The sequence below is a fragment of the Onishia taeanensis genome, from assembly GCF_900100755.1.
In the GTDB taxonomy this organism is placed as follows: domain Bacteria; phylum Pseudomonadota; class Gammaproteobacteria; order Pseudomonadales; family Halomonadaceae; genus Onishia; species Onishia taeanensis.
The window spans coordinates 317,936-342,967 of the sequence record NZ_FNCI01000003.1 but is presented as its reverse complement, the minus strand read 5'-3'; the positions used below and the strand labels follow the sequence as shown (position 1 = coordinate 342,967).

25 protein-coding genes and 1 tRNA gene are annotated in these 25,032 nt (G+C 57.9%); 17 read left to right on the top strand and 9 right to left on the bottom strand.

The features are described 5' to 3' along the window. Positions 1-6: 6 nt before the first annotated feature. The 3 genes from cysN to BLR71_RS06220 all read right to left on the bottom strand — a co-directional run bounded on the left by cysN (position 7) and on the right by BLR71_RS06220 (position 3,657). Positions 7-1,911 (bottom strand): sulfate adenylyltransferase subunit CysN, encoded by a 1,905-nt coding sequence (gene cysN, locus BLR71_RS06230; RefSeq protein WP_092524195.1) that lies wholly within the window; start codon positions 1,909-1,911, stop codon positions 7-9. Continuing rightward, positions 1,911-2,813 carry a sulfate adenylyltransferase subunit CysD gene (gene cysD / locus BLR71_RS06225; protein ID WP_092524193.1) on the bottom strand — a complete coding sequence of 301 codons (903 nt, stop codon included), beginning with the start codon at positions 2,811-2,813 and terminating at the stop codon, positions 1,911-1,913. The genes cysN and cysD overlap by 1 nt, the downstream gene beginning before the upstream one ends. Before the next feature lie 70 nt (positions 2,814-2,883). After that, on the bottom strand, positions 2,884-3,657 hold the full coding sequence (locus tag BLR71_RS06220) for a helix-turn-helix domain-containing protein (protein ID WP_092524191.1): 774 nt from the start codon (positions 3,655-3,657) through the stop codon (positions 2,884-2,886). 132 nt (positions 3,658-3,789) lie between these two features. Between BLR71_RS06220 and BLR71_RS06215 the strand changes: the two genes are divergently transcribed. Then, the gene (locus BLR71_RS06215) at positions 3,790-5,517 is read left to right on the top strand and encodes an SLC13 family permease (protein ID WP_092524189.1); all 1,728 of its coding nucleotides are present in this window, start codon (positions 3,790-3,792) and stop codon (positions 5,515-5,517) included. 166 nt (positions 5,518-5,683) lie between these two features. Further along, entirely contained in the window at positions 5,684-6,964 is a 1,281-nt protein-coding gene (locus tag BLR71_RS06210; RefSeq protein WP_092524187.1) for a sugar transferase, read from the top strand. Between the two features lie 99 nt (positions 6,965-7,063). On the opposite strand, the gene BLR71_RS06205 is transcribed toward BLR71_RS06210, so the two are convergent. Both BLR71_RS06205 and BLR71_RS06200 read right to left on the bottom strand, forming a co-directional pair. Further along, the gene (locus BLR71_RS06205; protein ID WP_092524185.1) at positions 7,064-7,804 is read right to left on the bottom strand and encodes a DUF3307 domain-containing protein; all 741 of its coding nucleotides are present in this window, start codon (positions 7,802-7,804) and stop codon (positions 7,064-7,066) included. Further along, positions 7,801-8,445, bottom strand: a complete 645-nt coding sequence (locus BLR71_RS06200) for a hypothetical protein (protein ID WP_092524183.1) — start codon at positions 8,443-8,445, stop codon at positions 7,801-7,803. Before BLR71_RS06200 ends, BLR71_RS06205 begins: the two co-directional genes overlap by 4 nt. A gap of 570 nt (positions 8,446-9,015) precedes the next feature. On the opposite strand from BLR71_RS06200, the gene BLR71_RS06190 reads away from it, so the two are divergent. From BLR71_RS06190 to BLR71_RS06180, 3 genes are all read left to right on the top strand, one after another. Beyond that, positions 9,016-9,681 (top strand): hypothetical protein, encoded by a 666-nt coding sequence (locus tag BLR71_RS06190; RefSeq protein ID WP_139172546.1) that lies wholly within the window; start codon positions 9,016-9,018, stop codon positions 9,679-9,681. Positions 9,682-9,987: 306 nt separating this feature from the next. After that, positions 9,988-11,289 (top strand): O-antigen ligase family protein, encoded by a 1,302-nt coding sequence (locus tag BLR71_RS06185; protein ID WP_092524177.1) that lies wholly within the window; start codon positions 9,988-9,990, stop codon positions 11,287-11,289. Continuing rightward, positions 11,282-12,205, top strand: coding sequence for a glycosyltransferase family 8 protein (locus BLR71_RS06180; RefSeq protein WP_092524175.1), 924 nt, complete (start codon positions 11,282-11,284; stop codon positions 12,203-12,205). The genes BLR71_RS06185 and BLR71_RS06180 overlap by 8 nt, the downstream gene beginning before the upstream one ends. Before the next feature lie 22 nt (positions 12,206-12,227). Here BLR71_RS06180 and BLR71_RS06175 read toward each other — a convergent pair whose 3' ends face one another. Both BLR71_RS06175 and BLR71_RS06170 read right to left on the bottom strand, forming a co-directional pair. Continuing rightward, complete coding sequence (locus BLR71_RS06175) at positions 12,228-13,376, bottom strand: glycosyltransferase (protein ID WP_092524173.1); 1,149 nt, start codon at positions 13,374-13,376, stop codon at positions 12,228-12,230. Between the two features lie 139 nt (positions 13,377-13,515). Next, a tRNA-Pro gene (locus tag BLR71_RS06170) sits at positions 13,516-13,592 on the bottom strand. 181 nt (positions 13,593-13,773) lie between these two features. On the opposite strand from BLR71_RS06170, the gene BLR71_RS06165 reads away from it, so the two are divergent. Continuing rightward, positions 13,774-14,139 carry a CidA/LrgA family protein gene (locus tag BLR71_RS06165; protein ID WP_092524171.1) on the top strand — a complete coding sequence of 122 codons (366 nt, stop codon included), beginning with the start codon at positions 13,774-13,776 and terminating at the stop codon, positions 14,137-14,139. Beyond that, positions 14,136-14,864, top strand: coding sequence for an LrgB family protein (locus BLR71_RS06160; RefSeq protein ID WP_092524169.1), 729 nt, complete (start codon positions 14,136-14,138; stop codon positions 14,862-14,864). The genes BLR71_RS06165 and BLR71_RS06160 overlap by 4 nt, the downstream gene beginning before the upstream one ends. Before the next feature lie 15 nt (positions 14,865-14,879). Here BLR71_RS06160 and BLR71_RS06155 read toward each other — a convergent pair whose 3' ends face one another. Then, on the bottom strand, positions 14,880-15,248 hold the full coding sequence (locus tag BLR71_RS06155; protein WP_092524167.1) for a hypothetical protein: 369 nt from the start codon (positions 15,246-15,248) through the stop codon (positions 14,880-14,882). 181 nt (positions 15,249-15,429) lie between these two features. Between BLR71_RS06155 and BLR71_RS06150 the strand changes: the two genes are divergently transcribed. The 5 genes from BLR71_RS06150 to BLR71_RS06130 all read left to right on the top strand — a co-directional run bounded on the left by BLR71_RS06150 (position 15,430) and on the right by BLR71_RS06130 (position 20,411). Next, positions 15,430-15,603: a DUF2970 domain-containing protein gene (locus BLR71_RS06150; protein WP_092524165.1), complete on the top strand. Its 174-nt coding sequence runs from the start codon at positions 15,430-15,432 to the stop codon at positions 15,601-15,603. Positions 15,604-16,095: 492 nt separating this feature from the next. After that, the gene (gene coxB, locus BLR71_RS06145) at positions 16,096-17,211 is read left to right on the top strand and encodes a cytochrome c oxidase subunit II (RefSeq protein ID WP_092524163.1); all 1,116 of its coding nucleotides are present in this window, start codon (positions 16,096-16,098) and stop codon (positions 17,209-17,211) included. 63 nt (positions 17,212-17,274) lie between these two features. Further along, a complete protein-coding gene (gene ctaD, locus BLR71_RS06140; RefSeq protein ID WP_092524161.1) occupies positions 17,275-18,927 on the top strand; it encodes a cytochrome c oxidase subunit I in 1,653 nt (550 codons plus the stop codon). Between the two features lie 33 nt (positions 18,928-18,960). Beyond that, a complete protein-coding gene (locus tag BLR71_RS06135; RefSeq protein ID WP_092524159.1) occupies positions 18,961-19,557 on the top strand; it encodes a cytochrome c oxidase assembly protein in 597 nt (198 codons plus the stop codon). Beyond that, complete coding sequence (locus BLR71_RS06130; RefSeq protein ID WP_092524157.1) at positions 19,554-20,411, top strand: cytochrome c oxidase subunit 3; 858 nt, start codon at positions 19,554-19,556, stop codon at positions 20,409-20,411. The genes BLR71_RS06135 and BLR71_RS06130 overlap by 4 nt, the downstream gene beginning before the upstream one ends. Before the next feature lie 20 nt (positions 20,412-20,431). Here the strand turns inward: BLR71_RS06130 and BLR71_RS06125 are convergent, their stop codons facing one another. Then, complete coding sequence (locus BLR71_RS06125) at positions 20,432-20,626, bottom strand: DUF2909 domain-containing protein (protein ID WP_092524155.1); 195 nt, start codon at positions 20,624-20,626, stop codon at positions 20,432-20,434. Here BLR71_RS06125 and BLR71_RS06120 point away from each other — a divergent pair. The 5 genes from BLR71_RS06120 to BLR71_RS06100 all read left to right on the top strand — a co-directional run bounded on the left by BLR71_RS06120 (position 20,625) and on the right by BLR71_RS06100 (position 24,980). Beyond that, positions 20,625-21,443 carry an SURF1 family protein gene (locus BLR71_RS06120; protein ID WP_092524153.1) on the top strand — a complete coding sequence of 273 codons (819 nt, stop codon included), beginning with the start codon at positions 20,625-20,627 and terminating at the stop codon, positions 21,441-21,443. The two genes, BLR71_RS06125 and BLR71_RS06120, sit on opposite strands and share 2 nt — an antisense overlap. Next, positions 21,440-21,976: a hypothetical protein gene (locus BLR71_RS06115; protein ID WP_092524151.1), complete on the top strand. Its 537-nt coding sequence runs from the start codon at positions 21,440-21,442 to the stop codon at positions 21,974-21,976. The genes BLR71_RS06120 and BLR71_RS06115 overlap by 4 nt, the downstream gene beginning before the upstream one ends. Before the next feature lie 111 nt (positions 21,977-22,087). Beyond that, positions 22,088-23,155, top strand: coding sequence for a COX15/CtaA family protein (locus BLR71_RS06110; RefSeq protein WP_092524149.1), 1,068 nt, complete (start codon positions 22,088-22,090; stop codon positions 23,153-23,155). 239 nt (positions 23,156-23,394) lie between these two features. Then, the gene (locus BLR71_RS06105; RefSeq protein ID WP_092524147.1) at positions 23,395-23,862 is read left to right on the top strand and encodes a DUF2489 domain-containing protein; all 468 of its coding nucleotides are present in this window, start codon (positions 23,395-23,397) and stop codon (positions 23,860-23,862) included. A 260-nt stretch (positions 23,863-24,122) separates the two neighbouring features. Beyond that, a complete protein-coding gene (locus BLR71_RS06100) occupies positions 24,123-24,980 on the top strand; it encodes an OmpA family protein (RefSeq protein ID WP_092524145.1) in 858 nt (285 codons plus the stop codon). Positions 24,981-25,032: the final 52 nt, after the last annotated feature.

Below are 25,032 nucleotides of genomic sequence, written 5' to 3'. Positions count from 1 at the left end.
GAAGGTCTAGCTGATCAATAGCTGATTGCGCAGATGCTCAATAATGGCATCGGCAGCCTCTTCGGTGTTGATTTCAGCTGCCTTGATGTGAATATCCGGTGCCTCGGGCGCTTCATACGCAGAATCGATGCCGGTGAAGTTCTTCAGCTCTCCTCGCCGGGCTTTCTTGTATAGCCCCTTGGGGTCACGGTCTTCGGCTACATCTAGCGGGGTGTCGACGAAGATCTCGATAAATTCTCCATCCTCCACTAGGTCCTTAGCTAACTGCCGCTCGCTACGGAAGGGCGAGATAAAGGCCGTCAATACGATCAGGCCGGCATCCACCATCAGTTTGGCTGTTTCGCCTACACGGCGAATGTTCTCGACTCGATCAGCATCCGTGAAGCCCAGGTCACGGTTGAGGCCGTGGCGGACGTTGTCACCATCCAGAAGGTAGGTGTGCTGGCCTGCGGCATGTAGCTTTTTCTCGACCAGGTTGGCAATGGTCGATTTTCCGGCCCCTGAGAGCCCGGTGAACCAAAGCACGGCAGGGCGCTGATTCTTGGCAGTGGCACGTGCCTGCTTGTCGACATCCACGTGCTGCATGTGAATGTTCTGGCTGCGGCGCAGTGCAAAGTGCAGCATACCGGCGCCGACCGTGTTATTGGTCATTCGGTCGATGAGGATGAAACCGCCAGTATCCTGGTTGTCCTTGTATGGGTCGAAGGCGACCGGGCGGTTCAGGCTCAAGGTACAAACGCCGATGGCATTGAGGTCCATCTGCTTGCCAGCGGTGTGCTCGAGCGTATTGACGTTAATCTGGTATTTGATGTCTGTGATGGTCGCTGAGACGGTCTGCGTACCGAGCTTCATCAGATAGGGGCGACCGGGCAGCAGTGCTTGTTCATGCATCCAAACGATGGTGGTCTCAAACTGGTCGGCTGTTTGAGCCGGCTGATCCACGCCCGAAATCACATCGCCGCGTGAAATATCGATTTCATCGTCCAGCAGCAAGGTGACGGATTGACCGGCGACGGCCTCATCCAGATCGCCATCGAAGGTATAGAGGCGCTTGACGGTGCTGTTCTTGCCGGATGGCTGTACGCGAATCGCATCGCCCGGTTTCACGCGGCCACTTGAAATCATCCCGCTGAAGCCACGGAAGTCCAGGTTAGGGCGGTTGACCCACTGTACCGGCATGCGGAAAGGCGTGCGTTGCAGGTGTGCTTCGTCTATCTCGACGGTTTCGAGATAGGCCATCAGCGTTGGGCCGTGATACCAGGGCATGTGGTGGCCATGCTCGATGACGTTATCGCCCTTTAGCGCCGACATCGGGATAAAGGTGATCTTTTCCAGACCGAGCTGCCGTGCCAAGTCGCGGTATTCCTCGACGATTTCGTCGAATCGAGCCTGCGAGTAGTTCACCAGGTCCATCTTGTTGATCGCCACCACCACATGGCGCATGCCAATCAATGACATCAGGAAGCTGTGGCGGCGGGTCTGCGTCAGGATGCCGTGGCGGGCGTCGACCATCAGGATGGCGGCATCGGCCGTCGAGGCGCCGGTCACCATGTTGCGGGTGTACTGCTCGTGCCCGGGCGTATCGGCGACGATAAACTTGCGCTTATCGGTGGAAAAGTAACGGTAGGCCACATCAATGGTGATGCCTTGTTCGCGCTCGGCGGCCAGGCCGTCCACCAGCAGGGCGAAGTCCATGTCGCCGCCCTGGGTGCCGTACTTGCGCGAGTCGTCTTCGATGGCCGCTAGCTGATCCTCGAACAACAGCTTGGATTCGAACAGCAGCCGCCCAATCAGTGTGCTTTTGCCGTCATCCACGCTGCCACAGGTAATGCAGCGCAGCAGGCCCTTGTTTTCGTGTGACTTGAGGTAGCCCTCGATGTCACCGGCGATCATGTCGGAAGCGTGTGCCATCAGAAATACCCCTCTTGCTTTTTCTTTTCCATGGATGCGGCACTGTCGTGGTCGATGACGCGGCCTTGACGTTCGGATGTTCTGGTGAGCAGCATTTCCTGAATGATCGCCGGTAGCGTGTCGGCCTCGGATTCCACGGCACCGGTCAACGGGTAGCAGCCCAGGGTGCGGAAGCGCACTTTGCGCATCATGGGTACTTCGCCTGGCTCCAGCGGCATCCGTTCATCGTCGACCATGATCAGGGCGCCATCACGTTCAACGACAGGCCGTTCTGCGGAGTAGTAGAGAGGAACGATGGGGATGTTCTGCAAGTAGATGTACTGCCAGATATCCAGCTCGGTCCAGTTGGAGAGCGGGAACACGCGTATTGATTCACCCTTGTGCTTGAAGGTGTTGAAAACCTTCCAGAGTTCGGGGCGTTGGTTCTTTGGGTCCCAGCGGTGCTGAGCGGTGCGAAACGAGAAAACACGCTCCTTGGCGCGGGACTTTTCTTCATCGCGACGGGCGCCGCCGAAGGCGGCATCGAACCCGTACTTGTCCATTGCCTGCTTGAGGCCTTCGGTCTTCATTACATCGGTATGAATCGCCGAGCCGTGGGTGAATGGGTTGATATCCTTCTCGATGCCTTCTGGGTTGATATGCACCAGCAGGTCCATGCTCGCTTCCTCGGCCATCCGGTCTCGGAACTCGTACATGGCACGAAACTTCCAGCGGGTGTCCACGTGGAGCAGTGGGAAAGGAGGAGGCGAGGGGGCAAATGCCTTGCGCGCAAGATGCAGCATCACGGCGCTATCCTTACCGACGGAATAGAGCATCACCGGGTTCTCGGACTCGGCGACCACCTCGCGCATGATCTGGATGCTCTCGGCCTCGAGGCGTTGAAGATGGGTGAGTGTCGTCATCGTTGTTCCATTTGGTCGTAAATGCCGTAAATAATAGTAAATGCCCGGCTTATCGTAGTCGTGCGCCCGCTTATAGCTTGCTGTTGGGCGGTACGCCGAGAAGTTGAAAGTCAGTGTGTTGCTCGAGCCAAGTGGTGATCTCTGCGCTTGCCTTGAAAAAGGCCCCATGGAAAATCAGTGCTGTCGGGCCCTGCTCGGCCAAGCGCTTGAACAATTCAATATAGTCTTTGGCCTTTGGTGGCGTTGCAAAGCGGCAGGTGTGCAGCACGCCGTGCTTGCCATGCACATACAGCTGGTAGCAAGGCGCCTGACGATCGTTTGAATTTGTGACGACGCGCACACCTCCCAGCCAGTGGGTACCGCCAAGGCTACGCACTCGCTCAAGAACCGGCTGTACTTGCTGATGCAGCCACCGCCCTTTGCGCGAACGCTTTGTCGCGGTCTCAAGTGACATGGGCGCCGGTTTAAGATTCCGCGCCTCCAGCCAGTGTTCTACGGCGCGCTGAGAGACCTTTTGTCCAGTCTCATCGCTGAGTGCCTCTGCCAGCTCCCGGCTAGTCCAGCCGGGACTATTATTGGCGGGCCACCGAGATATCCGCTGCCACAGGTATTCTCTTTCAGACTCGCCCAGCGTCTGGGTGTTGCCCTTGTGACGGCCACGAGGGCGGACCGGTACCGCTTGCCAGCCTCCTTCCCTAAAGGCCTTCCAGGCGGCTGAAACCGTCGGTGCAGATAGCCCGGTGCGTTTTGCCGTGCTGGCTACTGTCAGGCCATCAAGGCGTAAGCGAACTGCCTCTAGACGGCGTTGGTTGAGCATTTCAGGCGATAAATGTTTAGCGCTCATTGATTTTTCAATGCACTGAAATTAAAGAGAAAAAAATTGGCTTTCGCGCTGCGGGTGCATGGCTGTTCGACATCATCATAAAAGGCCCCGTAAACTCCCACAAGTTTCTTGCAGCCTTCAAGGATGAATCGGATGACAGCTTGGTTGGTACTGCTTTCCTTGGCCGGCCTTTTGGCCTTACTGGTGTCGGGTTTGGTGCGGCCTGCCATCGCCTTCGTCACCATGGCCGCTGGCTACCTGGTCTGTGGATTGGTGGATACCACTGTGCTTCTTCAGCAATACACCAACCCGGCCTTGGCCACCTTGCTGTTGCTGCTGCTTGTGTCATTAGCCTTGGAGCGCTCACCGTTGCTTGACTGGGTGTCGAAGCATCTTCTGCAAGGACATCCTGATAAGGCGGTCGTGAAGTTGATGGGCGTCAGTGCCGTTCTTTCGGCTTTTCTCAATAATACGGCCGTGGTCGCGAGTTTCCTGAGTACGATTTCACGGCAAGACCGCATTGCCCCGTCCCGGCTGCTGATCCCGCTTTCCTATGCTTCCATTCTGGGTGGGATGACGACTCTGGTGGGGACCTCGACCAACCTAGTGGTCAATTCTTTCGCGATGGGCAGCGCAGGCATCGAACTTGGTATGTTTCAGTTCAGCCTGGTGGGGGTGCCCGTGGCTCTGCTGACTTTTATGGTGTTGGTATGGCGAGCAGGAACATTGCCACATCATCACCCGGAGGAGGCTGAAGATAAGCTTTCCTATTTCCTGGCGGCCGACCTCGAGCGAAGCTCCGAGTTGATTGGCAAGAGCATAGAAGCCAATGGTTTGCGCAGCCTGGATGGCCTCTATCTGCTCGAGATTGAGCGGGAAGGGCGGCTGATCACTCCCGTGGGGCCGGAAGAAGTGCTGCATGCTGACGACACGCTGGTATTCACCGGCGCGGTGAGCAAGGTGCAAGCGCTCCAGCGTTTCCCGGGGCTCAAGCTATTTGGGCACCACGCCGATGACCTGCTGGCCACCAACCTGATGGAAGTCGTGGTCTCGCATGAATCGGAGCTGTCGGGACGCACGTTGCAGGAAGTCGATTTTCGCAGCATGTTCAATGCTGGGGTGGTGGGCATTCGCCGTGGGGGTAAACGCCTGGAGGGCCAGTTGGGGCAGATTCCACTGCGAGTGGGTGACTGTCTATTGATGGCGGTAGGGAGCGACTTTCATCAGCATCGTAATCTGGATCGCAACTTTCACTTGCTGAGCGGCAGCCCCACCCGGCCACGTCTGAGTACCTGGGAAAGTGGCTTGACCCTGGCGGGGTTTGCGGGCGTGATTGGGCTATCAGCGCTTGAGCTTTTACCTCTTTTCCATGGCCTGCTGTTGATGATGGGGGGATTGTTGCTGGGGGGTGTGCTGAGCCCTTCAGAGTTGCGTCGACGCTTCCCCTTCGAGCTTTGGATGATCATTGGCTCGGCACTGGCTATTGCTCAAGGATTGGAGACATCTGGCGCAGCAGACCTGCTGGCCGGTGGCATGCAGGCAGTGTTCACTGGTCACGGCGTGTATGGCGCATTTATCGGCTGCTATTTCCTGACGCTACTGCTAACCGAGACGGTGACCAACAATGCTGCGGCGGCCTTGGCCTTCCCTGTCGCCTGGACCACTGCCCAGGCCTTGGGCGTCGACCCCATGCCCTTCATCATGGCCGTGGCCTATGGGGCCAGCGCCTGCTTCTTGATTCCCTATGGGTATCAGACGCATCTGATGGTCTACTCGCCGGGGCGGTATAGCCTGAACGACTTTCTACGTATTGGTGCCCCGGTCAGCGTTGCCTACTCGGCAGCTGTCCTCGTATTGACGCCCATCGTCTTTCCTTTCTGAGAGGGTATCTGCAGCGGCCGAAGTGAAGCACGCCCCATCCTCCGTGTACAATGGAACGATAACTTGAAGCGCTAAGCCGCAGATTCCATTTTGGGATGGGTTCCGAGCGCGTAAAGGGCGTGGTCCTAGTGTACTGTACGATAAGATGCGGAGATCCAATAAAGGCATGGATGTGACATACCCTTACGAACGTCGCCACTCCCGGTGGTATGAGCAACTCCTGCTGGGCTTGCCTTTCCAGGTATTGGTCGGTCTGCCGCTGGTCATCGCGCTGCCGGCACTTGAGCGCTGGGGATGGGGGTTCTGGCAGACCATGCCGGACTACCGCCTCAACACCATCGTGGCGATCGGCTTGGCCTTCGTTGCTATTACCCTGTGCTTGCGTCGGTTTGCACGCTTTCCTGGCGTGCAGGTGGCCGCTTATATTTTGCCCACCGTCAGCTTGGCCTTTCTCGTGGTGGTTGCCATCCTCTTCTTCACTAGGGAAGAGTACACGCGCCAAGTGCTGTTCACGGGCTATCTGGCCTCGCTATTGTGGTTCTTCGCCGGTTACTTCATTGGTCGGCGCTATCGGCGCATGAAGATCGCGGTGGTGCCTGTGGGCAATGCCTTGCAATTGAAGCCCACAGCGAGGATAGAGCTTCGTCAGCTAGGTACCCCTGAGCCGGATGGCACCCGCTATGACGCCATCGTGGCTGACCTGAGAAGTGAGGATTTGGGCGCCGAATGGGAGAAGTTTTTGGCCCAATGCACCCTATGCAGAATTCCGGTGTATCACGTCCGCCAGATGCATGAGTCGATCACCGGTCGTGTCCAGGTCGACCATCTTTCGGAGAACGAGTTTGGCTCTCTGCTGCCATCAGCCATGTACGGCGGCCTGAAACGATGTGCTGACTTGCTGGGCGCGTTGCTGCTGCTGCCCGCTCTTGCCCCCATCATGTTGCTTACAGCCTTGGCGATAAGAAAGGATAGCCCCGGTCCTGCGCTGTTTCTTCAGGAGCGCATGGGGTATCGAGGTGTTCCGTTCAAGGTCTACAAGTTTCGCAGTATGTATATCGATCGGGAGGGCAAGGGCTTCACCGATGGTGACGACGACCCTCGGATCACCCCGGTTGGCAAGGTGATTCGCAAGTACCGCCTCGATGAGCTTCCACAGTTGTTCAATGTGTTGAAAGGGGAGATGAGCTTTATTGGCCCTCGTCCTGAATCCATGCAGCTCTCCGAGTGGTACGAGCGCGACGTGCCTTTCTTCCGGTATCGCCATGTCGTCCGGCCGGGTATTTCCGGGTGGGCTCAGGTCGAGCAGGGTTATGCTGCCGAGGTTGATGGCATGACCACTAAGCTTCAATACGACTTTTACTACATCAAACACTTCTCGCTGTGGCTTGATGTGCTGGTGCTTTTCAAGACCGTCAAGACGGTGTTTACCGGTAATGGCGCTAGGTAAGGGCGTAAGGGCCTTGAAAAATGACGTTGTTGAGGGCGGCCATGTGCCGCCCTTTTTTATTGGTCTTTTAATTAGCCTGAGTTTATTAGCTTGAATCTATTACCCGAGATTCAGGCTGCGTACCAGCAAGCCCAGTGCCAGAGTGGCTGATACGCTGAGCAGGGTGCCTAGCAGCACGTACTCGGTGAGCTTGCGATCGCTGCTTTCGCGTAGGTCGCCGAAGCGCAGTACTGACTTCGCTGTCAGCAGGAAGCCCACGGCAGTTAGCTCGTCCAGCAGTACGAGCGTTAGTACCAGAAAGCGCTCGAGCATGCCGATGCGGGCTCCGGCCGCCGCCAGAGTGCCGGGGTCGTTGACCTCATCGCTCCAGGGGCGCATGGCCAGGGCGATGGCGATGGCCATCGGCCGGGTCACCAGCAGGTAGGCGCCGGCCAGTGTCAGGGCTCTTGGGGTGGTTATCCAGGCGAACATCTCGAAAAGAGGCTGTAGGCTGCCTAGCCAGGTGAGCCATAGCCCGAGTATTACCAGCAGGTGTAACAGCTGGTCGAGTAGGAACCACCTCAGCCGGTTCGAATCAAGGTATGTCTTGCCAAGGTCGATCAGTGCATGGCTAATCGCCACGAAAAGCGTGCCGGCCAGAATGATGCCCAGCCCGCTGCCGGCGAGCGTGAGTACCAAAGCCGTGAGCAAACCATGCAGGCATGCATGCCAGTAAAGGGCCGGCGACAATAGCTTGTGGCGCTGTTTCGATTCGACCCATCGGTGCGGCTGAAATAGAAAATCGCCACTTAGATGGGCTAGCACCAGGCCGAGCAGTGTCGCCATTTCTGGGGAAGTCATTCGTCAGGTTGCTCCGTGGCCAGGCGCTGTTGGAAAAAGTTCAGCGTATCGGCGAGCATTGTCCAGCGGGCGGCACGCAGGCGCTTGTGAACGCTTGGTTGGCGGATGCCTAGCCGCTCGGCTATGGCCTGCTGGGACTCATCGTGCCACAGCTTGAGAAAGGCGATCTCAGCGGAGTAGTGAGACCAGCCATCGATCAGCTCATCCACATAGCGGACCAGCAGCGTCATGGCAGCGTCATGAGGGGCATCGGCCTCAGTCAGTGCCAGGTGAGCGTCACTTTCGCTTATGGCGTCCAGTGCTTTGCCAGATGCGATGAACACCGGCCCGTCGGCGGATGCCAGGGGGCTACCGGGCTGCCACTCGTTATGACCAACGGCCACCGCAACTCGGGCATCCCAGCGTTGGTCTTGTGAGTGCATGATCAGCTCGGCACGCAGAGCCACAGCGGCATGCAGGGCCTCGCTGGTGCAGGGGATGGCCAGTTGGAAGCCATCGCCACGGTAGCGCTCGAAACGGCCGCCATAATGCTTGGCAAGGCGTGACAAGCTGGCATCCAGCACCCGGTAAAGCGCGGTTATATCGCTGATCCGCTGTGATGCGATGATGTCGCCGGTCAGCACGGCAAGGGGCTGCCTCATGGAGTGCTCTCTCATAACCCGGTTTGCCTTTTAAGATAGCCTTATATGGCTATTTGTCAAATATATAGCCTATATGGGTTATTAATTCGCAATATTCTATTAAACCGCTATGCCCTAACGTCGCCGAATCGGTCTACGCTAGATGCTCGGCGGCCTGCGCCGTGAATCGCTTGTGCATGGGCCTTATGCATGGGCCTTATGCATGGGCCTTATGCATGGGTCTTATGCATGGGTCTTATGCATGGGTCTTGTGCATGAGGTTAGTGCATGGGACTTGTGAACGGATTTTGTGCATGCGTCACGAGGCAGTCTCGCCTAGCTGGCTCGCTGGCCTAGATGTCGGCTTCAATGCCAGGTATTACGCCAGGCTTGAAAACAGGCTGTTCGCCGCTATCATATCGCCCAAGGTCGGCGGCATCTGCCGTCGGTCTGTTTACCAATGCTCGCTTCGCACCCCGCCCAGCCTTGGCTGGGCGGGGTTTTTCTTGATCTACCAAGGGAGATCCTATGACTGATACAGCCGCTCAAGATACTCAGGACGACGCGCTGGTTCGTGCCATCACGCTGCAGATGGAAGTCGATGAGCTAAAGGCTGACGTTCAGCAGCTCAAGAAAGAGGCGCAGCAGGCCCAGAAGGCGCGCGACAAGGCCAAGCACGAAGCCGAGCAGTTGCGTACCCGTAACGCCAAGCTCAGTGACAAGCTTGATGCCGCAAAGAAAGACGCGAAGCAGGCCAAACACCTGGCGCGCGAAGAATTGCAAAAGGCACGTGCCAAGCAGGACGCCAAGCGTGGGAAGGCGGCCAATAGCGGCGCTGATGAAGAGGCACCGTCGGTCACCAGTGACGATGGCAAGGTCAAGGTGTCGCTGACCAATGACCAGGTCCAGATTGCGCAGCCGCCGCACTACGTTATTAGCAGCACTCCGCTGAGCGAGAGTGACCAGCATCAGCTTGAATTCTGCGACCTGATCACCGCAGTTCGCGATAGCGAGTACGGCGAGTTCGTGGACCAGGCTTCTCAGGCGATGGCGGCTCGCTGGCGTGAGCAAAACCAGTGCTTGAGGGTCGAAGACCTGGAACTGCCGACAAAGGTTGCGGCAACACTGGCCGAAAATGGGCTCGTGATGATCAGCGACATTGAGAGCCGCCATGCAGCCGGCACTCTGGCCGACATCAAAGGGATCGGCCCTGCAGCCATCGAACAAGTGGACAAGGCGTTGACCAGCACGTCCTGATTGGCGCATTGGGCGGCTCGAGTGCATAGCGATCAGCCAGCCTAGGGGCTGGCCTTGTTGGTAGGCTGTTTGTGGTCTGGCTGGTGGACATCTACCGGATATCTAGCCGGTAGGTCTAAGCCAGGGCTAGGTTTACTTTGCCTGAGGACTGCTAGGTGTTACCAACACAGTTTTGAGTCCAATTAGCCGCTAGCTGTAAGGGTTTTCGCGCTGTAGGCCTTTATGCCGAGTACGGGACTATCCTGAATAATAAGTGGCTCTGACTAGTAAGAGAGATGGAGGAAATGATAATGGTGGTGCTTGACAATGTTTAGCGGTACGCAGGTTGCTGGCGGAAGATACGAGCGGTTTGTTCGCAACTGTGGTTGGATTGCATTATCAGTTTACATTTTCTCCTGGTTTTCTAGCCTTGATGTGTCGCGTGCGGCAGAGGTGATCTTTATCCTCTGCTTCATCTTTCTTTGGTTTCGCGAACCAGACAGGAAAATAAGATACAATTGGGTGTTTCTCGTTTTTTTGGCCTTCGTTGTGCTAGAGGTGTTCGTGTATTTCTTCGCGATCGAGAGATTTCCTGGCTTCGCAGATGGTCAGCTTAAGGGCGCCAGGCATATAGCCAAGCTATTCCTATGTATCGCTGTGGCTTGGTGGCTGAGGGGGTCTGTAAGAGCAGCTATCTATCTTGCAGCTATATTTGTTGCTGGGTTCTTGTTTGCATTGCTGATTGGCTTTGACTCCAGCCAATGGCTCATGGGGTTCCAAGGGCATCGCGTTGGTTTCGGTTTTACCAATTCGCAACATACGGCAGTATATTTTGCAATGGCGTTGGTCTTTTCGGTGTGTTGGTGCTGGTACTGCTACCAGAAAAGTACCTCCATCTTATTGCTGTTGCTCCCCGCAGGACTCGTAATTCTCTCGATAGTGGGTGTTATTATCACACAGACTCGAGCTGTCTGGTTGGGTTGCTTTATTATATTGTTATTAATCTCTGTGGTGGCTGTTTTTTTAAAGAAAAAAGAAGCTCTAACACTGCTTTCTGCTCCAAAGTCAGGCCTGTTTTTTTTTCTTGGCGCTATATTGTCGGTGGTGCTTATATGGCAGTTCTCTCCGCTAATAGAGAAACGGCTGGGATATGAAAATCAGGTGATCGAAGACCTTGTCGAAGGTAACCTGCAGAACATTTCGTACGGTAGTATTGGCAACCGAATCAATACATGGCGATACGCTATTGAAAAAATCCAGGAGCGCCCCTTGACCGGCTGGGGTGGTGAAAGTCGTAAACCCTTGATTGATGAGGGTCCTTTTCCGGATAGGGTGAAAAAAAGATACGGACATTTCCATAATGGCTATATCGACATTACTCTTGCATACGGGCTGCTGGGTTTCTCGCTATTAGCTATATTGACTTGGATGTCGTTGAAGGGTGTGTTTAGCCTGTGGCGTCAAGGTGAGCCGATTTTGTTCTTTGGTTTACTGTCTGCTTGGGGGCTTTTCTTTGTCGTCAACCTTTTCGAGTCTTATATAATTTTCAAAACTGGACTCTATATCTATTTGGTGTTGGGTGGTATTGGCCTTTCTTTCTATCTTTTCGGAGTGAAGCGCCATGAGTAACACCGAGTTCGTGGATATTGTGCTAAGCGCTGACGAGCGCTATGCCCCTTATGCCGCTGTGGTTATGGCATCAGCACTGGATCATGCTCATGAACCATCCCGCTTTCGCTTTCATATGTTGACGACCGGGATAAGTGAGGATGTTCAAGCTGGCTTGAAAGCTGTCGTTTCAGCTTACAAGGCCCAGATAGTTTTCAGTGTGGTGTCCCGCTCTGAGATCGAAAGTCTCGCATCAGGTCGCTTTGGTGCTGCCGCTTTACTGCGCTTGTACATGCAGGATTACTTGCCGGCCGACTGCAAGCGAGTTATCTACTTGGATTGTGACGTGCTCGTGATGGAGGACCTAGCGGTACTCTGGGAGGTGCCGCTGGAGCAGCATGTGATGGCCGCTGCCATGGACTTGTGCCGAGGTTCCGTCGGCCGCCAGCGTAGAGATTTCACGTCTTACTTCAACTCGGGCGTGATGCTGATTGATCTGATGGCGTGGCGTGATGAACAGGTGGCCAATAGGGCCGTTAAATACCTTAAAACGCATCAAGATTCGCCTTTCCCCGATCAGGATGCCTTGAATCATGTGCTAGAAGGGAGGTGGAAGCGGCTTGAGGCTCAATGGAATTTTCAGCCTACCGCTTATGCTGCAGTCGAAAAGCGGTATGCCCACCTAGCGGCCTACCATGAGGAAATGAAAAGGGCCGTGGCCTTTCCGTGTGTCGTGCATTTCATCGGCGGTGTGAAGCCCTGGAATCCAGAGAGCACTCACCCATTGGCCGCAGAGTTTATACGCTATTCAGCCCAGACCCCGTGGCCCATCAATGCTCGCGAGCTGCGAAAGCAATTGCCTTGGAAAAAGCGTTTGCGTTTATGGCTGAAGCGGCCGAAGCAATTGAGCCGGAAAAGGCGAACCAAGAACATTTGATGCCTCAAGTGGCGGGTAGACGTCAGCCATTCTTTGTTCCCAGGTAGCGGGCCACCATGGTCTCTTCCGAGAAGTCCTTGAGCCATTCCGGTTTGACCTCATAACCGCCTTGGCCAAGGACTTCTTGCATCTTGCTCGCCAAGCCTTCCGCGCTGTGTTCCGCGATGCCGATTTCAAGCTCGCCCTTGAGAATCTCGCGGATGCCGCCAGGGCAGTCCACTGAGACCACCGGCGTACCGCAGGCCAAGGCTTCGCTTAGTACGATGCCCATGCCTTCTATTCTCGAGCTCAAGACGAAAAGGCGGGCCGCGCGCATCCAGGGGTAGGGGTTGCGTTTGGTGCCGGCAAAGGTGACGCGCTCGGCAATGCCGAGCCTGCGTGCCTTGTCTTCGAGTGCTGCCTGTAGGTGGCCTTCGCCGATAATGACAAGCCGCTCTTCGGGCGTGGCCTTGGCATAGGCTTCAAGCAGTAGCTCGTGGTCCTTTTGAGGCACCAGCCTTGCCACGTTGAGGATGAAGGGCTCGTCGGGAATACCGGAGTCTTCCTCAAGCATCAATGACTGGATGCGTTTCACCGGGCAGGCATTGATGATGCGCTCTAGTGATAGCGGCGTCAGTTGGAAGCGTTGGCAGTAAGCTTGGGCTGAGTCCACTACCCCTTGGGAAACGCCCACCAAGTGGCGTTTGTTCAGAAGGCAGCGCGCAAAAAGGCGTTGCTGCCAATGAGAGCCTTTGAAATTGACGCCATTCTCCAGCACGAAGCATGCGCGCTCGTCACGGAAGCTCCAGATCCCCTCGTAGGTGCCCAGGCCGCGAAAGATCAGCCGATCCACCTTGCCGTGTTGCTTTTCAAAGCGCTTCAGCCAGGCCCTGAATACAAAACCACCCAGCCAGCCAGTCCATACAAAGTGAGAGCGACGGATCAGCGGGTTGAGGATCAAACGGGAGATCAGTTCGACCAGTAGGCCAACACCGGTCAAGCGGATAAGGCGTTGAATCGGCACCACATGGCTGATGACGTCAGGGTGATCGGGGGTGAGGACCTGATCCCGGTCGCGCCAGGTGACGATGTGTGATTCGTGCCCGGCATCGGCGAGAGCATCGGCAAGCGTAATGGCCATTCGTTCCATGCCGCCCATCTTGAGGCTTCTGACGATAACAAGAGTGCGCATGTAACCTCGGCGTTGGCGGGGTGGGGCTGAGTCTGTCTATTCTAAAGCGTTCTGGCGATGGCCAAAATGCAAAGGTCTAAAACGCAAAGGCCAAAACGAAAAAAGCCACTCGACAAGGCCGAGTGGCTTTTAATATTTCTGGTCGGAGCGACTGGATTCGAACCAGCGACCTCTGCAACCCCATTGCAGCGCGCTACCAAGCTGCGCCACGCTCCGACTCTGGTACTCGGCAGTGCCTTTCGGCTCCTGTGTCCCGAGAACGAGGCGTATACTAGCGCGAGATGCTGGCGATGGGAAGCCCCTTAAGCGCTTTTTTTTCAAAAGGTTGGCTGAGTGGTTAGTCTGCACCTAGACGAAAGGAGTAGAATGCATCAACGAAGAGTGGAGGAGGGCAGGCATGTCGTTGATCGTTGGGTTTATCATCTTGCTGGGATGCCAGTTTCTGGGCGAGCTGATCGTTCGAGGTTTCGGTATTCCGGTTCCCGGGCCGGTGATGGGCATGGTGATTCTGCTGATCGCCTTGCTGATCAACGGGCGCGTGCCGGATGGCCTTCGTAAGACAGGCCAGGGGCTGTTGAACTATCTGACTCTACTGTTTGTGCCGGCGGGGGTCGGGATGATGGTGCATTTCCAACTGATTCAGGCTGATTTTTGGACGATCATTGTCACCCTGTTCGTCTCCACGGCGGTAACCCTTGCCGTCACGGCCAAGGTCATGATGTGGATGAACCAGCGAGTCGGTGGGGCGGAGAAGGCCAAATGAACTTCGTCGCATTGGACCAAGTCTGGGTCTATCTCTCGGGCAACCCCTTGCTTTCGCTGCTGGTGACGCTGGCAGCATTTTATGTGGCCACGCGAATCAACATCCTGCTTGGCCGCACGCCTCTGCTGCACCCGGTGGTGATTTCGATCGTACTGCTGATCGGTTTTCTGTTGCTCAGCGGCATCGAATACAGCACCTACTTCGAAGGTGCTCAGTTCATTCACTTCCTGCTCGGTCCGGCCACGGTGGCCCTGGCAATACCGCTCTATGATCATCGGGAACGCGTTCGTCGGCTGATATGGCCGGTCATGGTGGCCTGTGTCACCGGCATCGTGACTGCTGTGGGCTCGACCCTTGGCATCGCCATGCTGATGGGAGCGAGCCGGGAGACACTGCTGACGCTTGCCCCCAAGTCGGTGACCTCACCGATTGCGATGGGCATCGCCGAGCAGTTGGGCGGAATTCCCTCGCTGGCAGCGGGGCTGGTCTTACTGACCGGGTCGATCGGCTGTGCCCTGGGGCCTTGGATATTCAGACTGATGCGTATCAATGACCCGACCGTTCAGGGCTTCACCATGGGGCTGGCGGCTCATGGCTTTGGCACGGCGCAAAGTTTCAGTTCTATTGGTGCGCTGGCCGGCGCCTTTGCGGGTCTCGCCATGGGCCTGACGGGGCTGTTGACGGCGTTCCTGTTGCCGCTGATCGTGGCGCTATTGGGGATTTGATCGGCCTGTGAGGCCTCATATCTCTTCCCATACCCGCTGACGAAAGTCCAAGGCCATCTCGTTGACCCTGTTCATCCGATTCAGATGGGCGTTGACGAAATCCTCTATGGCGTCCTGATAACAGCTACCCAATACGGAAGGATCCTTGAGTGTCTGCTGGTCGGACAGGCACTTGATGATCTCCTGCTGGCTGGTGGCGCAGGCGGTCAATAGCTCTGCTTCCATCTGCATGGCATCAAAGAGGGTTTCCATCCATGCAACCTGCATGCGGACAACTGGATTCGCGGCTCCCATCCAATGATGTACCCACCAGTCGATGACCGGGGCGCTTGCGTCCCTAACTGCTACAGGAAACTCGGCGATATTTTCGGGTTTACTGATCATCACTCCTCCTGACATCACGGTCATTGTGAATTCCGATGTCATTCTGTCGGCACCACCCTTGAGTATAGAGGCCGCAGGGCCGCGCACCGTGCGCAAGTGGTGTTCTTCATCCATTCTCTGATGAGAGTCAACTTTTGGTGCGAGAGGCTATCAAGGTGCTCAAGGGCAGCAGGAGGCGGCGATGTGGCAGGTGATCAAGTCGGTGCTGGCAGCCTTCTTCGGGGTGCAGAAGGAGCAGCAGCGCAAAAAGGACTTTGAAGAGGGCAAGCCGGTGACCTTTATCATCGTCGGCCTGTTGATGGCGCTGGTACTGGTGGTAGGCGTCTTCATGCTGGCCATGAGCGCGGCGGAGTAGGCAATGTCTGAAAAGTACTGCGCTCGCCCATACGGCGTTAAAAATCGGCTGGAGCGCCAGCCCGGTCAAGATGCTCATTTACACCCCGTAAACTCCGCTCTTTCGCCGATTTTTGCCTTGTCTGGCCTTCGCTCGTCGACTTTTCAGACACAGCCTAGGGGCGACGTTTCTGTTAGAGCCTCTACTGATTAGAGTCCCTATTGAGTAGAGCCTCTAGTTAGCAGAGCCCCTACTAAGGTAGATGGCTGCGTTTAGTGATTGCGCATACTCTGAATAAGAACATCTCGTCAACCTTTCTATACTCTGCTTAATAGGTTGCTTCCTACTCTGCTTGGCCGTTGCTTACTCGAGCCATAGCGGGTCCTGGCTTCAGCAGTATCTGAACTATGGCAGGAAAGTCAGGAAAGTAAGGGGTGTTAGAAAGGCCAGCGATATCAGCAGTGCGGGCGGTGTGATCGCAATGACCGTGACCGGACAGACAAGGAGGGGCCGATGCGCAAATTGCCTGGTGGGGTGGCAGCCATTGGCGGTGGCGTTTGGCTGACCTTTTCGGCTCTGGCCCATGGCTGGAACATGCCGCTCGGCGTCACGGCCCTGAGTCGCGATATCCATGGCTTGCACATGACGATCTTTTGGATCTGTGTGGTGATCGGCGTCGTTGTCTTCGGCGTGATGTTCTACTCTCTCTTCCGCTACCGTCGCTCAAAGGGCGCCCAGGCCTCGCTTTTCCACGAGAACACCAAGGTTGAAGTGATCTGGACGACGGTTCCCTTGCTGATTCTGATCGGCATGGCACTGCCGGCGACCGCTACCCTCAAGCAGATGTATGACGCCAAGGATGCCGATCTGGACGTGATGGTCACCGGCCAGCAGTGGCGCTGGCACTATGAATACCTCGGCGAAGACGTTGCCTTTACCTCCAATCTCGCCACGCCCCGCGATCAGATCGATGGCGCAGCCGCCAAGGGCGAAAACTACCTGCTCGAAGTGGATGAGCCGTTGGTGCTGCCGGTGGGGCGGAAGGTGCGTTTCCTGCTGACCTCCGATGACGTGGTGCATTCCTGGTGGGTGCCTGATCTCGCCGTTAAGCAGGACGCCATTCCCGGTTTCGTCAACGAAAACTGGGTGCGCATCGAAACGCCCGGTACCTATCGTGGCCAGTGCACCGAACTGTGCGGGCGTAATCATGGCTTCATGCCGGTGGTGGTCGAGGCCATGGAGCCCGATGCCTTTGATAGCTGGCTTGCCGAGCGCCAGCAGGCGGCGGCCAGGGAGGCCAGCGGCGTCGACCGTGAGTGGGCCATGGACGAACTGATGTCGCGCGGCCAGCAGGTCTATGAATCGATCTGCGCTTCCTGCCATCAGGTCGATGGCTCTGGGAATCCGCCGGTCTTCCCGGCACTAGCCAACAATCCGGCTCTGATGGCCGAACGGGATCGGCACATCGCTACCGTCATCAACGGGGTGGCCGGTAAGCCGATGCCGGCCTTCAGCAGTAGCCTGAGCCCGGTGGAGATTGCCGCCGTGATTACCTATGAGCGCAATGCCTGGGGCAACGATACCGGGGATAGCGTGCAGCCGTCGGAGATTCAGGCAAGGCTCGAATAGCCGGCCTGACGGCTCTTGTTCGCGATGCCCGAGTCGCGATCACCCGAATGACAGGAGATACCGATGGCGCCCAAGCTACCTCCACGGTTACCACCACAGCATCCCCTTGAGCAGGCCGGAGAAGCCGCCGGTCCGGCCGGCCATGCCGAGGCAGGTTACCACCACGGCCCCAAAGGCCTGCTGCGCTGGCTGTTGACTACCAATCACAAGGAGATCGGTACGCTCTACCTGATCTTCTCGCTGAGCATGTTCTTCATTGGCGGGATTTTCGCGCTGGTGGTGCGTGCCGAGCTCTTCCAGCCCGGTTTGCAGCTCGTGCAGCCGGAGTTCTTCAATCAGATGACCACCATGCATGGCCTGATCATGGTGTTCGGTGCCGTCATGCCGGGGTTCGTGGGCCTTGCCAACTGGATGATTCCCTTGCAGATCGGGGCGCCCGACATGGCGCTGCCGAGGCTCAACAACTTCAGCTTCTGGCTGTTGCCGGTCGCCTTCACGCTGCTGCTGTCGACGCTGCTGATGCCGGGCGGTGGGCCCAACTTCGGTTGGACCTTCTATGCGCCGCTGTCGACCACCTATTCGCCGCCTTCCACGACCTTCTTCATTCTCTCGCTGCACATGGCGGGCATCAGTTCGATCCTCGGTGCCATCAATATCATCGCCACCATCCTCAACCTGCGTGCTCCTGGCATGCGCATGATGGATATGCCGCTGTTCGTCTGGACCTGGCTGATCACGGCCTTCCTGCTGATTGCGGTGATGCCGGTACTGGCCGGTGTCATCACCATGATGCTGCTGGATATCAACTTCGGTACCAGCTTCTTCAATGCCGCGGGCGGCGGCGACCCGGTGATGTTCCAGCATATTTTTTGGTTCTTCGGCCATCCCGAGGTCTACATCATGATTCTGCCGGCGTTCGGTATCGTCTCGGCGATCATCCCGACCTTCGCCCGCAAGCGGCTGTTTGGTTACGCCTCGATGGTCTATGCGACGTCCTCGATTGCCATCCTGTCGTTTCTGGTCTGGGCGCATCATATGTTCGCCGTCGGCCTGCCGTTGGTCGCCGAGCTGTTCTTCATGTACACCACGATGCTGATTGCGGTGCCGACCGGGGTGAAGGTGTTCAACTGGATCGCGACGCTGTTTCAGGGCTCGATTTCCTTCGAGACGCCGATGCTGTTCGCCTTGGCTTTCGTGGTGCTGTTCAGTATCGGTGGCTTCTCCGGCCTGATGCTGGCCATTGCCCCAGCCGACTTCCAGTATCACGACACTTATTTCGTGGTGGCGCATTTCCACTATGTGCTGGTGCCGGGGGCGGTCTTCGCCATCATGGCCGCCGTTTACTATTGGCTGCCCAAGTGGACCGGGCATTACCCCAATGAGCGACTCGGCCGCTGGCATTTCTGGACGTCAGTCGTAGGGGTGAACCTGACATTCTTCCCCATGCACTTTTCTGGGCTGGCCGGCATGCCGCGTCGCATACCCGACTACGCGCTGCAGTTTGCCGACTTCAACATGGCCTCGAGCATCGGTGCCTTGCTGTTCGGCACCTCGCAGCTGCTTTTCGTGTGGATGATCATCAAGTGCGTGCGCGGCGGCGAGAAGGCCCCGGCCAAGGCCTGGGACGGCGCCGAGGATCTTGAGTGGACGGTGCCGAGTCCTGCGCCGTTGCACACTTTCGAGACGCCACCGCGGTTTCAGCATCAGGAGCATTAACACCAGGCCTGGGCGGGCGAGGGAGGGCGGCTTATGACGGGAGTGCAGCGCACGGTAACGCGGACACTGGTGGTCCTGTTGGCGATGTTCGTCTTCGCCTTCGCGCTGGTGCCGCTGTATGACGCCTTCTGCCGCGTGACCGGCATCAACGGCAAGGTCGAGAACACCGCCCAGGCCCTGATTCGCGACAGCATCGATGAGTCACGGGTGATTACCGTGCAGTTCATTACACGGGGCAGTGCCGGCCTGCCCTGGAAACTCGAGGTACTCAACCGTCAGGTGCGCGTGCATCCGGGGGCGGCCACCGAGGTCCATTTTGCGTTCACCAATCATGGCAAAGAGGCGGGCTGGGGGCGGGCGGTGCCCAGCGTGTCGCCCTCGGAGGCATCTTTATACATGCGCAAGGTAACCTGTTTCTGTTTCCAGGAGCAGCGGCTCGATGCCGGAGAGCGCTACGAGGCGCCGCTGGTCTTCCAATTGACGCGCGACCTGCCCGACGACATCCAGACGGTGACGCTGGTCTACACCCTGTATCCGGTAGACGATAAGACGCTGGCCGCTAAGGCCTTGGCCAATGAGGCCCGGATCATTGCCGTTCCAAGAATTGCCGTTCCAGGAGGTGAAGCATGAGTGGCAGCTACTACGTTCCCCCGCAGAGCAAGTGGCCGGCGCTAGGCTCTCTGGCCGTTGGGGTCATGATGGTGAGCCTTGGCATGCAGCTGGTCCACGGCATCGGTGGCTTGGTCATGACCCTGGGCATGGCGGCCGTGCTGACGGTGATGTGGCTATGGTTTCGCGATGTGGTCCGCGAGTCTCGCCAGGGGCTGTATGACGCCCAGATGGACCGCTCTTTTCGCTGGGGAATGGGCTGGTTCATTTTCTCGGAGGTGATGTTCTTCGCTGCTTTCTTCGGCGCGCTCTTCTATGTACGAGTCTTTGCGGTGCCCTGGCTGGATGGAGAGGGCGCCAAGGGGGTGGCGGCACTGCTGTGGCCTGATTTTACGGCCAGCTGGCCGCTGATGAATCCGCCCAGTGAATCCATTAGCGGGCCACGAGAGGTGTTGAGCCCCTGGCAGCTACCGCTGGTGAATACGATCTTCCTGGTCACCTCCAGCGTCACCCTGACCATCGCGCATGAGGCACTGAAAGAAGGCTATCGGAATACGGCCCGTAACTGGCTGATCGGCACCATCTTGCTTGGGGTGTGCTTCCTGGTCGTTCAGGGCATCGAGTATTACGAGGCCTATCACCACTACGGCATCACGCTGCAGGCGGGCATCTATGGTTCGACCTTCTTTCTGTTAACCGGCTTCCATGGCGCCCACGTCACCATCGGGGCTATCACTTTGAGCGTGATGCTGATGCGGGTGATGAAAGGGCACTTCGACCGCGACGATCACTTCGGTTTCGAGGCAGCCGCCTGGTACTGGCACTTCGTTGATGTGGTCTGGATCGGCCTGTTCATCTTCGTCTATGTGCTATGAGAGCCGTGCCTGAGGGAGAGTCATGGGCTCCCCAGGTCACCGAAATAGAAGCCGTAGGCCAGCAGGGCGAACAGCAGCACCGCCAAGCTGACGCGCAGCTTGAGGGATATCAGCAAACGGCGTGAACGGCCCTGATCGCGCAACAGGAACCCGGCGCCGGCCGCCAGGCTCGCAACCATGCAGACAAACACCAGTGTGATCAGGGCTTTCAACATGAGAGGCACCGTGGGTCAGAACCCTTTTAGTTCAAGCAAGCGCGCGCCGACTGTCAAGGTCGTCCTGCTGTGGTGGGGCTTTTGGAGCCTGCTGGTGATATTGGGGCTGGCGCTGGGGCAGTGGCAGTGGCAACGCGCCGCCGAGAAAGAAGCCTATCTGGCGGCACTAGCGGCGGCACCTACCCTGGTCTCGCCGCAAGAAGCGCCACCGGAAGGCGCGACGCTGATTCTCGAGGGGCGCTATCAGGCCGATGAGACCCGCTTTCTGGACAACCGGACGCATGACGGTGAACTGGGAGTGGCGGCCTTGACGCCATTGCGGGGCGATGACGGGCGGCTATGGCTGATCGAGCGTGGCTTCATGCCCACCGGTGTCAGCCGTGAGGCGCCCTCGGTGGCCACTCCCGAAGGCAGGGTCACCCTCAAAGGGCAATGGCAGCAGGATGGCAAACGGGCGCCGCTGTTTGGTGCCAATCAGGAGGGTCTGAGGTTGCAGCGGATTCAACTCGATGCCTGGAAGGACTTAGGGGGCTTTGCCCAGGCGGGCTGGTTGCACCTGGAGGAGGGGCCAGGCCTGTTGAAACCCTGGTGGGAGCCCAGCGTATTGCCGCCCAGCCGCCACCTGGGCTATGCCGTTCAGTGGTGGGGGCTGGCGGCCGCCGCTCTGGTGGTGCTGCTCCTGGGTGGGCGGCGAATGCGACTAGCCCGGCAGCCTGTGCAGGTCTCAACGCCTGTATCTGAGCGTGCACCTGAACGTGTGCCTGAGTACGCACCTGAAGACATTGATGCTTGCGGCCAGCAGGAGACGAAGCCATGACATATGTTAACCGCCAGCGGCTGAAGCTGCTGACCCTGATAGCCGTCTTTGCGCTGCCGCTGTTAGTGGCCTGGGTGATGGTGGAGTGGCGCGTGGGGATTCCCGATGCGCGCACGGCGCATGGCGAACTCAAGCCAGACGTGCCGTCTCTTGGCGCCTGGCCGCTAGAGGGAACGAGGCCCCCGGCGGCGGACGATGGCTGGCTGTTGGCCTTCGACTGCAGCCTTGATTGCGACCAGATGGCCGACCAGTGGTGGCGACTGCACCGTGCGCTCGGCAAGGATGCGACCCGGGTTCGTCGGCTGCGTATCGATGCCGCCGCGCAAGTCAGTGCCGACGCGCTTCCCGGTGAAACCCGGCTTCGCTGGGCTCGAGAGCCTGGTTGGCAGGCACCAGGTCAGGTTTGGATCCTTAGCCCGCAGGGCCAAGCGGTGCTGGGCTATCGCGCTGGCGTCGACCCCTATGACGTGCTCGATGATCTAAAACAGCTGTTGCGCATGAACCCTGAGCCCGTCGTCAGGGTGAACGGCTAGTCGGTCTGGCGTGATGCAGCAGTGTGAAGGGAGGTAATTGTAGGAGGGATGAGTGAAGGGTTAAGAGCGGGATAAAAGAAGGATGAGAGTGCTCCAGGACAGGAGGTGTGCATGTCGCATCATGATCTCAGGCTGGGTTTGCTGATTCGGTTGAGTCAACTCGGCATCGCCTTCACGGTGGCGGTCATTCTGATGGGCGCCTTTACCCGGCTCATGGACGCGGGCCTGGGGTGTCCCGACTGGCCAGGCTGTTACGGCCAGTGGGTCGTGCCGGATTCCGGCGTGGCCGCTGCTCACCCTTCGGCGGAACCGCTGGAGCCTTTCAAGGCCTGGCTGGAGATGGTCCACCGTTACCTGGCGACCATGCTGGGCGGGCTGGTGCTGATCATGCTGGCGCTGGGCTGGCCGCGGCGCAAGCGTGCGGGTTATCCCTGGCAAATCACTCTTGGCCTGCTGGCTGCCATTCTGGTGCAGGGGGCCTTTGGTGCCTTTACCGTCACGCTGCGGCTATGGCCGCAGGTGGTCACGCTGCACCTGCTGGGTGGGCTGGCGGTGATGTTGCTCTTTCTCTGGCTGCACCTTCGGCTACGCGTTACGGCGGCCAGCACTCATCCCGCGAAACGGTCGCTGCCTAAGCTCTCGCACTGGTGGGTCGTCGCGGCGTTACTGCTGGCGGCTCAGCTGGCGCTGGGTGGCTGGACCTCGAGTAATTACGCGGGCATTGCCTGCCAGGGGTTTCCGACCTGTAACGGGCAGTGGTTGCCGGCAATGGACTGGGGCGAGGGTTTTCATCTGACTCAGCGAGTGGGGCCTGAGTACCTCTTCGGCCAGCTGCATGCCGATGCGCGAACCACGATTCATCTGGCCCATCGACTCGGGGCGCTGGCCTTGGGGTTGAGTCTTGTGTTGCTGGCGGCTCGTCACTGGCGGGAACCCCGCCTGCGTCCCTGGATGGCAGGCATGTTGGCCGCCTATGGGCTCCAGGTGGGGCTTGGCATTGCCAATGTGGTCTGGTGGCTGCCTTTGGGGCTCGCCCTGGCGCACACCGCCGGGGCGGTACTGCTGGCGCTGACCATGGCGCTGGCTGCCTGGCAGGCCAAGGTGGGGGCGCTAGCGGTTTCCTTGCCACAGGCGCGAGTTCAAGAGCGGGGAGCGGGTAAATGCGCTCTTATCCCGTAAGCGTGTCATTGACATTGCTCCAGTGAGTTCACAATGCCGTGACCCGATCACGCTCGGCAAGCATAACGACATCGCCCGGCCAAATGGCCGGGCGATGTCGTCGGATAGTGATGAATGGCTGTCTCGCCAGTAGCGGCGGGCAGCGGCCAGGACGCCTTCACCAGACGATGGCCTTGGGTTGCCGGCAGTCGGCCCCGTACAATGCAGTTCTTTTACGATTAACGGCGAGAGGCGACGATATGAGTGAGATGATGGCTTGGATAGTGGCGGGCCTCGCGGTAGTGATCTTGGCTGGTCTTGGCGCCTATGCCCTCACTCTCTGGAAGGAAGTGCGGCGCCGCGAAGCCTTCAAGCGTGAAGAGGTCGAGCGAGCCAATCAGCAATGTCTGTCCAGTCTCGACGCTATCGCACGCTCGATGATCAGCCGCCAGGTCGATCTGGTCGAGGGTTCCATGCGCTGCAAGGTGCTGCTCGAGATCATCGATCCGGCGCTACTGCAACGCGATGGGTTTCGCGTGTTCATCGATGTCCATGAACGTACGGAGCATCTGCATACGCATTCCGCGCGCAATGAGCTGAGCCTCAAGGAGCGCCTCGACGAAGACCGGCAGCGCATGGCCGTTGAAGAGGAGTTTGAAACGCCGCTCATCGAAGCGGCCAGGGATGTGCTCTCCTTCAAGGAGCGCTGGCCAGAAAGTAGCTATTAATACTGGCGTTTGTTGGTATTCTTGAGCCGCTGGTGGCTTGGCCATTAGTATACATTTGGGATTCAGCGATGGTCAGGATCAGATTTGTCTCCATTAGGAGACACTTGATTATATCCGGTGCCTAGCTGAATATCCCTCAATGTGCTTATCTTTGGTAAGGGTGCGAAAGGATGGGCTTTTCCGCAGCTTGCTGTTAAGTACCAGTGTTTCGTAACGCCATGGGCGGGCATCGCCGTGATGCAAATAAGAAGGAGTCTTGCATGAAGAAGTCAACAACAGGTTTGCTGATTGGTTCAGCGCTGATGATCGGTTTGTCCGGTTGCGCGACCTCGGCCTCACAGTCCTCGGGTAGCATGGAGAGCGATGCTTGGTATCAGAGCCCATTCGTATGCGCTGTTGCGGGTGGCCTGATCGGTGGCGGTATCGGCTATGCCACGAGCAGTGACTCCGATGAGGACAAGGGCGCAGCCATTGGTAGCACCGCAGGCGCCACCATCGGCGGCATGCTGTGTGCCAATCCCAAGCCGGCTGAGCCGCAGTGCCCGACATTTGGTGGCACCGTACCGGCAGGTGTGGCCACCGATTCCGAAGGCTGTCCGCTCGACTCCGACGGTGACGGCGTCTACGACTATCGCGACCAGTGCCCGGGTACCCCGGCCGGTGTCGAGGTAGACGGCAAAGGCTGCCCGCTGGATTCTGACGCCGATGGCGTGCCTGACTACATGGACCAGTGCCCGGATACCCCGGCAGGTGCTGAGGTCAATGCCCTGGGTTGTGTCGATGACCTGGTGCTGGAAGACGTCAACTTCGAGTTCGACTCTGCCAAGCTGACCATGGGTGCTGAAAGCATCCTGTCCGACGTGGCTGAAAAGCTCGCGGCCAACCCGGAAGCTCGCGTGCGCCTGGAAGGCCACACCGATTCCGTCGGCTCCGACAGCTACAACAAGGACCTTTCTCAGCGTCGTGCTGACTCGGTCAAGGCGTACCTGGCAAGCGAAGGTATCGATACCAATCGCATGACTGCCATCGGTTACGGTGAAGAGCAGCCGATCGCTTCTAACGATACCGAAGCCGGTCGTGCCATGAACCGTCGCGTTGAGCTCGGTGAGTGGGAATGATCGCCTGATCTAATCCGTTAGGCTTGTCTGACGAGGGGTGCCATTCGGCACC

Bases quoted from the DNA above. Each gene is read 5' to 3' on its own strand.
- cysN (WP_092524195.1), bottom strand. From the start codon at position 1,911: ATGGCACACGCTTCCGACATGATCGCCGGTGACATCGAGGGCTACCTC.
- cysD (WP_092524193.1), bottom strand. From the start codon at position 2,813: ATGACGACACTCACCCATCTTCAACGCCTCGAGGCCGAGAGCATCCAG.
- BLR71_RS06220 (WP_092524191.1), bottom strand. From the start codon at position 3,657: ATGAGCGCTAAACATTTATCGCCTGAAATGCTCAACCAACGCCGTCTA.
- BLR71_RS06215 (WP_092524189.1), top strand. From the start codon at position 3,790: ATGACAGCTTGGTTGGTACTGCTTTCCTTGGCCGGCCTTTTGGCCTTA.
- BLR71_RS06210 (WP_092524187.1), top strand. From the start codon at position 5,684: ATGGATGTGACATACCCTTACGAACGTCGCCACTCCCGGTGGTATGAG.
- BLR71_RS06205 (WP_092524185.1), bottom strand. From the start codon at position 7,804: ATGACTTCCCCAGAAATGGCGACACTGCTCGGCCTGGTGCTAGCCCAT.
- BLR71_RS06200 (WP_092524183.1), bottom strand. From the start codon at position 8,445: ATGAGGCAGCCCCTTGCCGTGCTGACCGGCGACATCATCGCATCACAG.
- BLR71_RS06190 (WP_139172546.1), top strand. From the start codon at position 9,016: ATGGAAGTCGATGAGCTAAAGGCTGACGTTCAGCAGCTCAAGAAAGAG.
- BLR71_RS06185 (WP_092524177.1), top strand. From the start codon at position 9,988: ATGTTTAGCGGTACGCAGGTTGCTGGCGGAAGATACGAGCGGTTTGTT.
- BLR71_RS06180 (WP_092524175.1), top strand. From the start codon at position 11,282: ATGAGTAACACCGAGTTCGTGGATATTGTGCTAAGCGCTGACGAGCGC.
- BLR71_RS06175 (WP_092524173.1), bottom strand. From the start codon at position 13,376: ATGCGCACTCTTGTTATCGTCAGAAGCCTCAAGATGGGCGGCATGGAA.
- BLR71_RS06165 (WP_092524171.1), top strand. From the start codon at position 13,774: ATGTCGTTGATCGTTGGGTTTATCATCTTGCTGGGATGCCAGTTTCTG.
- BLR71_RS06160 (WP_092524169.1), top strand. From the start codon at position 14,136: ATGAACTTCGTCGCATTGGACCAAGTCTGGGTCTATCTCTCGGGCAAC.
- BLR71_RS06155 (WP_092524167.1), bottom strand. From the start codon at position 15,248: ATGATCAGTAAACCCGAAAATATCGCCGAGTTTCCTGTAGCAGTTAGG.
- BLR71_RS06150 (WP_092524165.1), top strand. From the start codon at position 15,430: ATGTGGCAGGTGATCAAGTCGGTGCTGGCAGCCTTCTTCGGGGTGCAG.
- coxB (WP_092524163.1), top strand. From the start codon at position 16,096: ATGCGCAAATTGCCTGGTGGGGTGGCAGCCATTGGCGGTGGCGTTTGG.
- ctaD (WP_092524161.1), top strand. From the start codon at position 17,275: ATGGCGCCCAAGCTACCTCCACGGTTACCACCACAGCATCCCCTTGAG.
- BLR71_RS06135 (WP_092524159.1), top strand. From the start codon at position 18,961: ATGACGGGAGTGCAGCGCACGGTAACGCGGACACTGGTGGTCCTGTTG.
- BLR71_RS06130 (WP_092524157.1), top strand. From the start codon at position 19,554: ATGAGTGGCAGCTACTACGTTCCCCCGCAGAGCAAGTGGCCGGCGCTA.
- BLR71_RS06120 (WP_092524153.1), top strand. From the start codon at position 20,625: ATGAGAGGCACCGTGGGTCAGAACCCTTTTAGTTCAAGCAAGCGCGCG.
- BLR71_RS06125 (WP_092524155.1), bottom strand. From the start codon at position 20,626: ATGTTGAAAGCCCTGATCACACTGGTGTTTGTCTGCATGGTTGCGAGC.
- BLR71_RS06115 (WP_092524151.1), top strand. From the start codon at position 21,440: ATGACATATGTTAACCGCCAGCGGCTGAAGCTGCTGACCCTGATAGCC.
- BLR71_RS06110 (WP_092524149.1), top strand. From the start codon at position 22,088: ATGTCGCATCATGATCTCAGGCTGGGTTTGCTGATTCGGTTGAGTCAA.
- BLR71_RS06105 (WP_092524147.1), top strand. From the start codon at position 23,395: ATGAGTGAGATGATGGCTTGGATAGTGGCGGGCCTCGCGGTAGTGATC.
- BLR71_RS06100 (WP_092524145.1), top strand. From the start codon at position 24,123: ATGAAGAAGTCAACAACAGGTTTGCTGATTGGTTCAGCGCTGATGATC.